This window comes from Fodinicola feengrottensis, assembly GCF_039530045.1.
In the GTDB taxonomy this organism is placed as follows: domain Bacteria; phylum Actinomycetota; class Actinomycetes; order Mycobacteriales; family HKI-0501; genus Fodinicola; species Fodinicola feengrottensis.
Map to the genome: position 1 here is coordinate 62,554 of NZ_BAAANY010000003.1, position 12,987 is coordinate 75,540.

Below are 12,987 nucleotides of genomic sequence, written 5' to 3' on the forward strand. Positions count from 1 at the left end.
CATCTTCGGTAAGTGTCGGGCGCCGTGCTAAAGTGTGGGGCATGACCGTTCCAGCCCACTCCGCGGACCCGACCCAGGGCGCCAGCCAACACCGGCGGATGCCCGCCGAGGAGCACCGCGAGATCGCCGCACTCACGATGCGTGAGCTGGGAAAACTCACGGCTGACCAGGTGGAGCGCCTCGAGCACCCGGTGCCGGTCACCAGCAACGGACTGCCGGTCGCCTGGCTGGTGCCACTGACGCCCAGTGAACGTCGCCGGGCCGAGATGATCGCCGCCGGCAAGCTTCGTCCCGGCCAGCCTCGGGGGCTCGGCCGGTGGTCACCGCTGCCGGCGACCGGCAGCGGGCCGACACTGTCCGAGCTGCTGTTGGACCTGCGCGAGCAGGAGCGGACGTGATCTATGTCGACTCCTGCGCGCTGGTGAAACTCGTGATCACGGAGAAGGAGACGGCGGCACTTCAGGCTTACCTGGCAGATCGGCAGGACGAGGTGGTCACGTCGGATCTCGCGGTGACCGAGGTGATCCGGGTCGTCCGGCGATCCTGCTACGACACCCAGCGCAACCTCCGGGTCGATCCGGAGGTTCTGGACGAGCGGCTGGCCGCCGCGGCTGACCTTCTCGACCATATCGACCGAGTCACCGTCGACACGGACACCTTTATCAGCGCCGGGATGTATGCGGACGATCCATATGTCGGCTCGCTCGACGCGATTCACCTTGTCTGCGCCCAAGAAATCGGACCAGCGCTGACTTCCTTCGTCACGTATGACAGAACATTGGCGCAAGCGGCACGCCGGAGCGGATTTCCGGTGGATCAGCCGGGCTGATCGGCCCAGCTGGTGACGCTGCCGCCGGCGCCAGCGTCGGACGGCGGGCCGGTGTTGTCGATCAGGAGCGACTGGCCGCCTGGGGAAGCGGTGACAGTGGCCGTACGGTTGTTGGCGCGGACCTCGACGGTGTTCCAGTTCCCGCGGGTGTATTTCCACTGAATGCCAGCGTGATCGGGGATCTGTACGGTCAGCTCCCAGATTCCGGGTGAACTCTCGTGCATCCGGGTGGTGGCGTTTCCACCGCACCAGAGGCAAAGTGGGTCCGAAGCACCAGCCGGCAAGCTAGTGGTGGCACCGGCGAGGTAGACAGTCGAGCCGGACGGCACCTTGACTCGAAAGGTGGTCGTCACGATTTTTGGCTCCACACGGTGACTAACCCGCGCCGACAACGCGGAGCCATGGAGGTGGCTGTCAAACGCCCGCACCTGGTACGAATAAGTCTTGCCGGGCGACACGAGCGGATCCACATAAGACGACGCCGAACCCGGCAAGGTGGCGACCGGATCGGGACGATCGCTGCGATAGACCCGATATTCGGCGGCATCCGGGTCGCTCGGCCACTGCAGGCTCAGCGTCGAGGCGGACCAGTCCATCGTGACGGCCGGCGCCGCCGGTGGTGTCGTGCCGGTGCTCGGTTTCGCCACCAGTGTGCCGCGAGCCGTGTACGTCCAATGATGGCCGCCATCGCTGGAAAAACGGGCCTGGAAGTCGTACGAGCCGGCACTCTCAGGGCGGAGGCCACCACTGAAGTGCAGCCCAGCCGCCCCGCTCATCGGCCTCCAGTCGTACGATCCGCCAGCCGTCGCCAGGCCGACCTCGGCTCTGATCGCGGTTGGATCACCAATCGACGGTGCTGTCACGTCGGCGGTGACCGTCGTGGGGTCGACACCGACCTCGCGGTCGACCTGGGTCGCCGAGGTCAAGGTCGCCGCGGTGATCGGCCTCGACGGTGTGACGGCTGTTTCCGCAGACTGGGCCCCGATATTGCCCGCTGCGTCGACCGCGCGAACAACGTAATGGGCCCGGGAATCCGGAGTGTCCACAAAGGACGGACCGGCAACGACTCCGACCCGTTCGTAGCCGCCACCAGAAAGCGGACTGCGCCACACCTCGTACCGGCTCGCACCTGTTACGGTCGACCACCGCAGCGAAACCCGGCCGGCCGCGGCCGGGCTGCCACTCACCCGCTGCGGCGCTGGCGGAGGCGTCAGGTCCTGACCTGGCGTGGCGACCAGAACTTGCGCGGTCATCGGTGGCACGGACGCGGTCACCACGCCAGCGGCGCTGGTCACCGCCTGCGCACCGGCGCCGAAGGCGGGCGCTAGGGCGATACCGTCACGCGCCACAGATCCCAGTGGTACGCGCAAAGTCCGCATACTGGAGCTGCGGTTGACCAGCACCAATGCGAGATCGTCTGGGCTACGCATGGCATAGCCGAGGGTCTGCGCGGTGTCGTCGGTCAACAGGAAATGCGCGTCGCCGTCACGAAGGACCGGATGGGTTTTCCGCAACGAGGCGAGATGCGTATAGAACGACAGGAGATCGCGGTCGCCGCCGGCACAGTACGAGGTGGCCGCCGAGCAGTTGCTCGTACCAGTCCAGGGAAAGGTTCGTCGGTTGTCGGGGTCGTCGGAGCCGGTCACGCCGACCTCGTCACCGTAGTAGACGCTCGGCATCCCGGGCACCGTGAACTGGATCGTGGCGGCCACCTTTTCGGCGGCGAGGCCGGCCGCGACATGGGCCGGATTCGCCTCGCGATCGGCGCTGTTGTACTTGCCGGGAGTCAGCATCCAGCGGATCCGCGCGGTGTCATGCGAGTCGAGAAGGTTCATGAAAGTCCGGTAGGTGGCGTCCGGATAGTCCTGCCGAATGGACTGCATGGCGGCGGCGAACTGCGACACCGGTACGGTTGGATTGTCGTCGCCTGGGAATGACTTGTCGTCGCCGACCGCGCCCATCAGCGACAACACCGCGGCCCGGAACCGATAGCCCATCGGGGTGTCAGCCTGGTCGCCGTTGGTGAGTTTCATGTTGTCCGCGAAGTGCCAGCCCTCAGCGACCAGCGGCGCACCCGGCTTGGCGTCTTTCACCACCGTACGGAACTGTTGCCAATACGCGGTGGGGAAAGACTCATCCTGCATCGAGTCCAGCCGGAAACCGTCCGCGCCGAAGTCCAGCCAGCGCCGCGCGATGGACTGCGGGCCGTTGTAGAAGTAGTCAGCGACCGGTGCGAAAACGGCGGCCGGGTTGCCAGGATCGTGCTTGCGGAACAGCGGCAACGCCTCGGCTACATTGCCCCATTCCTCGTACGAGGCGAAAAGGCCCGGCTTGCTGCCGGCACAAGGTCCGGTCTCGCCGACCGGCAGGTCGGTGAAAGTAAACCACGACCGGTACGGCGAAGTGACGCTCTCGCAAGCGCCGTCGTTGGGATAGTGGTGGTAGCGGTCGAAATACGGACTGTCCGATGAGGACGGATCGAACGGCACGTCCAGGATCACCTTGATGCCGCTCCGATGCGCCCGCTGCAGCAGCTGCCGCAGCCCCGCCGCACCCCCGAACGCCGGGTCGATGCGGGTGAAATCCTCGACGTCGTAAGCGTGATTGGATTTGCTCGCGAAGATCGGCGTCAGGTAGAGGATACTGGCGCCCAACCCGTGCAGGTACGGAATTTTCGCGGCGATGCCTTGCAGATCGCCACCGAAGTAGTCCCGGCCGAGGGCCTGCTCGGTGCACGGCTCGTCGACGTGATCGCGGCAGCCGCCCGCGGGCAGCTGGTTCCACGTCCGGTGGGTGGTCTGGGCCGCCTGGGCCAAGGCGATCTGCGAGGGAGTCGCGTTCGGCGGAGCCGGATAGTCGTATCGCGACCGTGTCAGCGAAACATCGTTGCTGGGGTCGCCATTGTCGAACCGGTCCGGCATGATCTGATACATCACGCCGTCTTTCATGGCCCCCACCACCGGAAAGTCCGGCCGCACCACGTGAATTCGGTAATCCTGCGCGACATCGCCGTCCGTGCTGGCGCCCATCGCGCCAAACTGGGCGGGCTGGTCAGCGTAATACGCGGTCTGCTGCCCACGCTGTACGACGAACCGGTAACCGTACGCGCCGAGATCGGTTGGTTTGACCACGGTTTCCCAGAAATCACAGCGCTGACCCACGAGTGTGCTGTCATAGCAGGAAACCGAGCGCGCCGCGCGCCGCATCGGAACCAGCTGCTGCGATTGAGTGGACTGCTCGGTCAGCCGCAGGGTGACGGCGTCGACATTGTCAGCGGCCGTACGAAACCTGACCGTCGCCGCGCTGCCCGGCGCGACCGTACCGGCCGGCACTCGGTAGACATCGCTCTGTCCGTCGTGCCCGAGCGCGGCCCGGTCAATCCCGGTCGCGGCGGGCGACGCCGTCGCCCGCGCCGCGCCCATCCCGGGTGCCCCCGGCAGCATGGTAAACACCATTGCCATCCCCACGGCGACAGCAACCATGCGGCTGCGCTTGAGCATGCCGGACCACCTCCGAGCTGACGGTACCCACATCAGCCCGTTTTCTTCTCCCCCTGGTCAGCGGAATTTCAGCGATTGGTCGCACATATCAGACGATCGCCGTCCGGCGTGCGGTAGTAGAGCACGGACCGGCCGGCGCGGCGCCGGCGTACGAGTTGCGCATTCCAGGAGCACTTGAGGTGGTTGCCGACGGCTCCGAACGCGAACCCGGTCGCCGATGTTCCTCACCCGCGTCGACCTTGTCGCAGGCGAGGAACATCCTTCCTCGTGCGGCCTGCTAGTAAGACCTCGAGGGCGGTCAACACCGCTGGCCAGACGGTCGAGAGAGGGTCGACGACGCCGAAGTGGCCGGCGCCGGGCAGCTCTGTCAGCCGGCAGCCGGTGGCGCGCGCGTACGCACGGGACATCTCGATCGGCACCCGGTCGTCCTCGTCGCCGTGGATCACCCACACCGGCGCCTCGGGCGCGGCGAGGTTGGCGGTGTCAGCAACCGCGTACCGATCCGGCACCTCGTCGGGACCGCCGCCGAGCAGGGCATCCACCGCGCCGCCGTCCAGGTCCTGTTCGTACGCGCCGGCCAGGTCGATGACCGGCGCGAGCGCCAGCACGCCTGTGGGCCGGGACCGCAGTGCCGCCCACACGGCGAGGTGGCCGCCAGCCGAATGGCCGGCGTAGACGATCCGGTTCAGGTCGGCGCGGCCGGGCGCGGCGGCCGCGATGAGGGCCGGCACCGCCTCGATCGAGGCCGCGACATCGTCGAAAGTCGCCGGCCAACCGCCGTCCGCGCCGGTCCGCCGGTATTCCAGGCTCGCGACCGCATAGCCGCGGCTCGCGAGGTCCGCCGCCATCGGGCCGGTGTACGAGCGGTCGTACGCGGACCGCCAGAAACCACCGTGCCACAGCAACACCAGCGGCCCAGCCTCACCGGCCGGCAGCCGCACGTCCGCCACGTGATCCGGATGCGGCCCGTACGACACGGTCAGATCCGGCGGCGGCGCCGGCCGGCTCAACACTTCCCGACTGTCCACCGCCCGACCTTAACCGGCCGAGCGTCACCTGAGGGACGACTGGTAGCCGCGGGCCTGAACGGCGAAAAGCTCTGCATACTGGCCATTGCTGGCAATCAGCTCGTCGTGGGTGCCCGATTCCGCGATCTTTCCGTCGGACAGCACGACAATCTCGTCGGCTTCCCGCACCGCGCCAAGGCGGTGCGACACCAGCACGCTGGTACGACCGGAGCGGTGTTGGCGCAGCCGGTGGTGGATTTCGTGCTCCGCCCTGGCATCCAGGCCGGAACTGGGTTCGTCCAGGATGAGCAGGTCGCGGCCGTCTCGGAGCAACGTTCGGGCCAGCGCGAGCCGTTGCCACTGGCCGCCGGAAAACATCACGCCGGGGCCGTCGTGGCCGGCGAACGTACGGCTCAGCATGGTGTCGTAACCGGCCGGCAACGCCCTGACCGGCCCCGCTACCCCGGCTTTCTCAGCAGCGACGCGGATCCGATCGCGATCGGCCAGCGCCGGCAGGTCACCGATCCCAATGTTCTCCGCCGCGGTCAAGTCGTACGACATGTAGTCCTGGAAAAGGACACCCATCCGTTCCCGCAGCCGCGCCGGTGGCACTTCGCGGATGTCCACCCCGTCCCAGCGAATCGAGCCGTGGGTCGGATCGTAGAAACGGCACAGAAGTTTCACCAGCGTGCTCTTGCCGGCGCCATTGAGGCCGACGATCGCCACCGCCGTCCCGTACGGAATCGTCAGGTTGACGCCCCGCAACACCCAGGGAAGGCTTTCGTCGTACCGAAACCAGACGTCTCTGAGTTCGATGCCCTGGCGCAGCACCGGCAACTCCCCGCTCGTGGTGACCGGCAGGTCGTCGGGAAGCGAGACGATATCCGCGTGATACTCGAAAAACAGAAGTGCTTCGTGCCCAATCGCCAGGCTGTCGACCAGCCCGGCCATCGCGCCCTGAGTGCCGGCGACCGCGGCCACGAAAGCCGTGACGTCACCAAGGCTGAGACCACCGGTCGCCGCCGAATGGACAGCCCAGACGAGCCCAGCGCCGGCGACTATCGCACCCAGCCCCGAAAGTCCTGACTGTATCAGCGCTCCTCGTCGATCCAGTCCACGCTCGGCCGTCTGGGTTGCCCGCAACTCTCCAAAAAGTCGTCCCTTGAGGAAGTCGCCCAGGCCCAGCAGACGCACCTCCTTGGCGGCTCGTACGTCCGTGATCAACGAGCTGTAGAGCGACTGGCGCCGTGCGGTGGCAGCAAAATCCGCGACCATCCGGCTCCGCCGCCGGGACAGCGCCAGCCGCGCCAGCAGCGCCGGAACTCCCGCGGCGGTCACCACAAGGGCCATCACCGGGCTGAGAATCCAGAGCGTCACCAGCATGCTGGCGACGGTGACCGCACTGCGGCCGGCAGTGAACATGCCGGTCAGTGCCGGCATCATGGCCGTACCGTTGACATGCGCTGCCATCTGCAGCTTGTCCGCTACCGCCGGACTCTCGAACCGGGCCAGCCCGTGAAATCGGTTGACCGCACTGAAAAGTCGGTCCTGCATGGTCCGGTCGATCCGGCGGCGCAACTCACTTTGCAGGTAAGTGACCAATTGCGGCAGCACTCCGGTGGCAATCCCGACGGTGGCCAACCCGCCCGCGACGCCCAGCAGCGCGACCTGGGGCCGACCGGAGACAATCCCATCGACGACGAGCTTGGTCAGCCACGCGGTGGCGGTAGGCAACAGTCCGCTGATCAGGTTCGTCGCCAGGGCGCCCACCAGCAGTGGCCAGCCGGCCGCCCAGCACAGCCTGGCCATCGCGGCGGCCTGCCGGCCTTTGCCACCTTTCGGCCGTACTTGTTTGTCAGGTAAGGCAAACGTCACGCGGAGATCCGCTCCGACAGTCCGGCCGCCTCAGTCTGCGCGCGTACGATCACACCATCGGTGTCCACCCGCAAGAAGGTGGGGTATGCCCGGATACCCAGACCGCGGGCCACCTCCGCGCCGTCCGGGCCGGTGAGCACCGCGGCGTCGCCCAACTGCCGCAGCAGTGGATCCCGCTCCGCACCCGTACCAGTGACGATGGCGACGCAGTGCTGGCCGCTGGCCTGTTCGGCGAACTTCGGTGCCTGCTCATGGCAGGAGTCACAGCCGACGGAGAAAAATCCGACCAGGGCCGGCGTCCGGCCGCCGATTTCCGGAATCTTGCGGCCAACCAACTCGGTCACGTCGTAGTCAGTGATCCCCATGCCCAGGACTTTGCGCAGGTTTTCCAGCTCCGCCCCTTGTTCGCGCAGCCGGCGCAGGATGGCGAAAATCAACAGCAGACCGACCAGGCAGAGCACACCGAGCAGGACGACCGCGGCGATCAGTACGGGCATCAGGACTCTCTCTTTCGTACGAACAAAAAATGGCCGAGGCAGGCCGATCCGCGACCGAGCCGGCCCACCTCGGACGCGGACTACTAGACGAGACAGTTCACATTCGAGTGGTACACGCAGGACGTACACCCGTTACCGTCGCAGTACTTGTAAACCCAGGTGTTCACGAAATCCTCGCAGTAGCAGGCATAATATGCGCCAGCTTTGGCTTCTGTCTTGGGAACAAACCGCTGCAGCAGCCGGTCACCGATCCTGTTCATGACTTTCACCATCGAATTTCTCCTTCCGCCGCGGCACCGACGATCGGGCCACGAGAGTCGGACGCTAACTACTTTCCTTTCAAAAGTCCATAGATGGACGCACATAGCGCTACAATTGCTATTATTGCCGAGATCACAGGTGACAATTGGAAGGCTTATGGCATGACAAAAGAATAAACGGCAGGTCAGCGGGCTGACATCTGGCGGATCATCACGCCGAGCAGGCGATCACCGGCATAGAAACCCCATTGCCGCGAATCGCTGCTGATCGCCCCGTCGCCGATCACGACCAATTTCCCGGCCGGCACCACAGCAGGGTTGCCGGCCGGCACGGTCCCGACTGGCACGTCGTCACCAGGCAGCGCGACTACTCGCTTGATATTCCAGACCGAGGTGGAATCCAGCACGTTCACCAATTCGGCCGGCGACTGCAACACAACGATGTCACCGACTCGTACGTCATCCAGTTGGCGACGGCGAACCAACACCCGATCCCCTGATTCCAGGGTCGGCGACATACTGGCGCCGTCGACAGAGACAACCACCAGTCGCCGCCGTGTTCGTACGATCGCCGCCGTCGCGACCGCTGCCAGCACGACCACCGCTCCAGCGATCCAGCCCCCGTAAACCAACCATCCTCCCGTGAGTCCGTTCTGGCACGAGCTTAGGCGACCAGGCTTTCAGCCCGCTGACATTTTGCTGTCAGCGTCCTCCGCACCTGACATACACCCGACCTGCCCGATGGGGCAAGGTGGATGCCCCGTTGCCCGCCCCGGGGCTTGCCGAAACATGACACGATCGGACCGAAGCGATAACTCCTTGGCGTGGGGGTGTGCGGTGCGAGCACCGGCGGACGACCGGGAAAAACACAGACAGCCGGTTCCACGTGGCGCCGCAACGAAAACGACCGAAGAGGCAGAATCCGCCCAATCGCCCGGATCTCCCCCCAGTCGCCCCCTCAGCCCGGCCGCGTTGCAACGGCTGCAGGGCAGCGCCGGCAACCGGGCCGTCTCCCGAATGCTGGCTACCCGTCGGCCGGCTTCGACTCGTACGACAGCAGCGGCGGCGGCAGCCAGGAAACCCGCCGCGGCCACTCCCGCACCAGCTGTCTCCGCCCCGACAGCCGCCGTGCCCTCGTCCATCGTCGCGGGCTCCGCGGCTGTCTCGGTGCCGGTCGAGGGGCCTTCCGTGCAGCGTCTGGCGCCCGGGACCACGGCGGCGCCGGCCCATCGCGCGGGACCGCAGGCCGACCCGAAGTTTTCCGCGCTGAAAGCGGACATCAAGGGCAAGCAGCAGAACATGGCGAAGCACTCGCCGCCCCAATCGGAGGCGGCGGCTTCGCAAGCCGCGGCGAAGCCGCCGCAGGACGACAAGGAAGCGCAAGGCAAAACCGCCAACGCGGAGAAGATGAACGCCGCCAAACCCGGCGATTTCGACAAAGCCGCGTTCATCAAGGCGGTCAACGACGCGATCGCCGCGCAGGCACCGAAGAATCTCGAGGAAGCCGACGAATTCGGCAGCTCCGGCAAGGCTGACGCGGTCAAAGGGCAGGTTCAGGGCAAGGTCAGCGACGGCAAGAAGGCGTCCGCCGGCCAGATCGAGACCACCACGAAAGCCGCGCCGGACACCTCGAAAGCCGTCGAGAAACCGGTCACACCGCTAAAACCGGACCAGCCTCCCCCCACCCCGGGCGTACCGAACCCAGCCAACGCCGTGCCGGACAAGGCACCCGCCTTGGCCACCGACTTCTCTGCCGGCCCGGCCCAGGTCAACGACGAAATGGCCCAGGCCGGCGTCACCGAAGAACAGCTCGGCAAGTCCAACGAACCCGAGTTCAAAGGCGCGTTGGACGCGAAGAAAGAAGGCGAACAGCACTCCGAGACGGCACCTGGAGTCGTACGGGCAGCCGAGGACAAGACGCTGGCCGGTGCCAAAGCCGAGGCCGGCCAGAGCGGCGCGACCGCGATGACCGCCCTCGCGAACGACCGCAAGGTGGCCGGCGCCCAGGTCGCCACCGCGAAAGAGGGCGCCAAGAGCAAGGATGAGTTGCAGCGGGCCCAGGTTACCGCGAAACTACAGAAAGTCTTCGACACCACGAAAACCGAGGTCGAAGGCATTCTGTCCAATCTGGACAAACAGGTCGACGAGAAGTTCACCCGCGACGAGAAGGCCGCCCGGGACGCGTTCACCGCTGAGCACAAGCGGAAGATGGACGAATACAAGGACAAGCGCTATTCCGGTTGGCGCGGCAAACTTCGGTGGGTAAAAGACAAGTTCTCCGGCCTGCCGGACGAGGCCAACCAAATCTTCGTGCAGGCCCGACAAGGTTATGTGGCCAGCATGCAGCGGGTCATCTCCGGCGTCGCCGACCTGATCGGCAGCGAGCTGAACCGGGCGAAAGCGCGGATCGCCACCGGCCGTACCGATCTGCAGGCCGAAGTCACCAAACTCCCGAAGGACCTGCAGGCGATCGGCAAGGAGGCGGCCGGCGGCTTCTCGTCCAAGTTCGACGAGCTGACCGAGTCGGTCGACGCCAAGGGCAGCGAGTTGGTCAACACCCTGGCCAGCAAGTACAACGAAGCCCTGAAGTCCGTCGACGAGGAGATTTCCTCCGAAAAGGAGAAGAACAAGGGCCTGATCGACAAGGCCATCGGCGCTGTCAAGGGCGTCATTGACACCATTCTGAAGCTCAAAGACCTTCTTCTGGGCGTACTGGCCAAAGCCGCGAGCGCGGTGATGGCGATCATCAAGGACCCAATCGGCTTCCTCGGAAACCTGGTGTCCGCGGTCGGTGCCGGCCTGAAGAACTTCATGTCGAACATCGGTGACCACCTGAAAAAGGGGCTCGTCAGTTGGTTGCTGGGCTCGATGGCCGAGGCCGGCATCGAGTTGCCGGACAAGTTCGACCTGCGCGGCATCGTCAAGATGATCGCCTCGATGCTTGGCCTGACCTGGGATGCCATCAAAGCCCGGATCATCACCCGGGGCGTCCCCGCGAAGGCGATGGATGCCGTCGAGAAGTCCGTACCGGTAGCACAGAAACTGCAGTCCGAGGGCATTGGCGGCATCTGGGAGGAGATCAAGGAAAAGGTCGGCGACCTCAAGGAGAATCTGTTCTCCAAGATCAGCGAATACCTGATCCCGACCGTCCTGATGGCCGGCATCACCTGGATCATCTCGCTGCTCAACCCGGCGTCAGCCTTTGTCAAGGCGTGCAAGATGATCATCGACATCGTCACGTTCATCGTCGAACGCGGCGCCCAGATCATCGAGTTCGTCGGCTCTGTCCTGGACGCCGTCATCGCCATCGCCGGCGGCGGTGCCGGCGGCGTACCAGCTCTCATCGAGTCCGCCCTCGCCAAGTCCATCCCGGTCTTGATTGGTGCGCTCGCAGCCATCCTCGGAGTTGGCGGGATCGCCGACAAGGTCAAGTCGTTCTTCCAATCCCTGTCCAAACCGGTCATGAAGGCCGTCGACTTCGTGGTCGACAAGATCGTCGGCTTCGGCAAGAAGATCTGGTCCAAGATGAAGGCCACCGGCGGCAGAATCAAGGACAAGTTCACCGGAAAGAGCAAGACCAAAGCAGATCCACAGGCGGCGGAGGCAGCCGGCGGCAAGCTCAGTCCGACAGCGGTCAAGGCCAAGGCAGGCAACGAGCTCAAGGCGGCTATCGGCCCAACATTCTCCAGTGCCTCCGCTGTCAAAAGCAAAGCAGAGGCCGTCTACCAGGCCAACAAGTCCCTGGGACTGCGGTCCATTACTATTAAGTCCAGCGGCAAGGCCGGTGAGTTCGCGGCCTACGTCAGCGCTTCTCCAGAGAAACTGGCAACGAAGTTCGTCCATGAGGACTTCAAGGTCGGAATTCGGGTAGCCGAGTCGAAGGCCATCGAGAAAGCCGCCGACCTGTCACCGGAAGAAAAAGCGATAGCCGAACAGAGAGAGGCAAGGCGACTCGGCGTACGACGGACCGTACAGCACACATCCCTGACAGCGTCATGGAACTCGATAGCGTTGCCGAGGCTGAAAAGCCAGGTCAGACACGCCGAGGACGCTCTGGACAGGCTCATCCGGGACGGGCTGGCAAGCGGCAGGCTGCCCACCGCGGCGCGCAATACATTGTCGATACAGATCCTCAAGAGCCCCTGTCCCAATTGCAAGAACATCCTCGCCAAACTCGCCGCGGAAACGAACACGTCCATACACCTCGACATCCTGGGTCTTTACCACGGCGAGCAGGAGGCACGAGACCCGGTGACCGGCGAGAAGCTGAAGGATCCAACGAGTGGAAAGCCGGTGCAGAAGTCACTGCAGGACAAGAATAAACAAAAGGAGATCTCGATAGACGCTCTGAAAGAGCTCCGCGCGGGAGGATTTACCCTTAGCGTCCTCAGCCTCGAAAAGATCTTGGAGAAGCACTACGAGGGGGTTCCACTCGACGATCAAGAGCGCGCTACTATCGAACGCAAGGCTAGGAAGCTGCAGCCGATAATCGACAAAATCAATGCGGATGCCAAGGAAGTCGAGACGAAGGTGGGAGAGGGCTAACGATGGCCGAGCAGAGCGTTGAAGGTGATCCGCGGCGCCAGATCACCGACCGCTTGAAGGCGGCAGGCTGGTCACGTGAGGAGTCAGCAGAGAATCTCGACTGGCCGGACTTCGCCTTCGAAAACGACGATGCCGACCTTGAGTTCAGCTACACGCCCGGCGACGACTGGGTGCGCCTGGGTCTGCTCACAGAGGAAAACGAGGGCTATCTCAAGATCGACTTCGACAGCAAACTCGATGCGCTGCTTGATGCGGTCGTAGCCGTGCAGGAAAAGCTCAACGCCGACTACTGGGACCAGTTCATCGACGAGTTGTTGGCGATACCGGTCCGGGTGTATGCGGTAGGCGGCGACGATGGCGACGAGTTGACTGAGCTGACGATGACGAGTTCGGAACTTGAGTGAGTGCCCTCACCTCGACGACCTTGGTCGCCAATACCTCATGACCACTTTCGTCGCCTGAGATGCACCAGCT

At 64.8% G+C, this 12,987-nt stretch carries 9 protein-coding genes; 4 read left to right on the forward strand and 5 right to left on the reverse strand.

All coding sequences use genetic code 11. The features are described from left to right. The first annotated feature begins 41 nt into the window (after window positions 1–41). Window positions 42–398, forward strand: a complete 357-nt coding sequence (locus tag ABD301_RS04790; protein ID WP_163573168.1) for a hypothetical protein — start codon at window positions 42–44, stop codon at window positions 396–398. Further along, a complete protein-coding gene (locus ABD301_RS04795) occupies window positions 395–829 on the forward strand; it encodes a type II toxin-antitoxin system VapC family toxin (protein ID WP_344307515.1) in 435 nt (144 codons plus the stop codon). Before ABD301_RS04790 ends, ABD301_RS04795 begins: the two co-directional genes overlap by 4 nt. Here the strand turns inward: ABD301_RS04795 and ABD301_RS04800 are convergent. The 5 genes from ABD301_RS04800 to lepB form a co-directional block, all read right to left on the reverse strand. Continuing rightward, window positions 817–4,272, reverse strand: coding sequence for an alpha-amylase family glycosyl hydrolase (locus ABD301_RS04800; protein ID WP_344307517.1), 3,456 nt, complete (start codon window positions 4,270–4,272; stop codon window positions 817–819). The two genes, ABD301_RS04795 and ABD301_RS04800, sit on opposite strands and share 13 nt — an antisense overlap. A gap of 281 nt (window positions 4,273–4,553) precedes the next feature. Then, window positions 4,554–5,357: an alpha/beta hydrolase family protein gene (locus ABD301_RS04805; protein ID WP_344307519.1), complete on the reverse strand. Its 804-nt coding sequence runs from the start codon at window positions 5,355–5,357 to the stop codon at window positions 4,554–4,556. Window positions 5,358–5,381: 24 nt separating this feature from the next. Next, complete coding sequence (locus ABD301_RS04810; protein WP_344307521.1) at window positions 5,382–7,211, reverse strand: ABC transporter ATP-binding protein; 1,830 nt, start codon at window positions 7,209–7,211, stop codon at window positions 5,382–5,384. Next, entirely contained in the window at window positions 7,208–7,708 is a 501-nt protein-coding gene (locus ABD301_RS04815; protein ID WP_163573171.1) for a thioredoxin domain-containing protein, read from the reverse strand. Before ABD301_RS04815 ends, ABD301_RS04810 begins: the two co-directional genes overlap by 4 nt. A gap of 445 nt (window positions 7,709–8,153) precedes the next feature. Then, window positions 8,154–8,600, reverse strand: coding sequence for a signal peptidase I (gene lepB / locus ABD301_RS04820; RefSeq protein WP_344307523.1), 447 nt, complete (start codon window positions 8,598–8,600; stop codon window positions 8,154–8,156). Between the two features lie 340 nt (window positions 8,601–8,940). Between lepB and ABD301_RS04825 the strand changes: the two genes are divergently transcribed. After that, window positions 8,941–12,513 carry a phage tail protein gene (locus ABD301_RS04825; RefSeq protein WP_344307525.1) on the forward strand — a complete coding sequence of 1,191 codons (3,573 nt, stop codon included), beginning with the start codon at window positions 8,941–8,943 and terminating at the stop codon, window positions 12,511–12,513. A 2-nt stretch (window positions 12,514–12,515) separates the two neighbouring features. Next, the gene (locus ABD301_RS04830) at window positions 12,516–12,917 is read left to right on the forward strand and encodes a hypothetical protein (protein ID WP_344307527.1); all 402 of its coding nucleotides are present in this window, start codon (window positions 12,516–12,518) and stop codon (window positions 12,915–12,917) included. Window positions 12,918–12,987 lie beyond the last annotated feature (70 nt).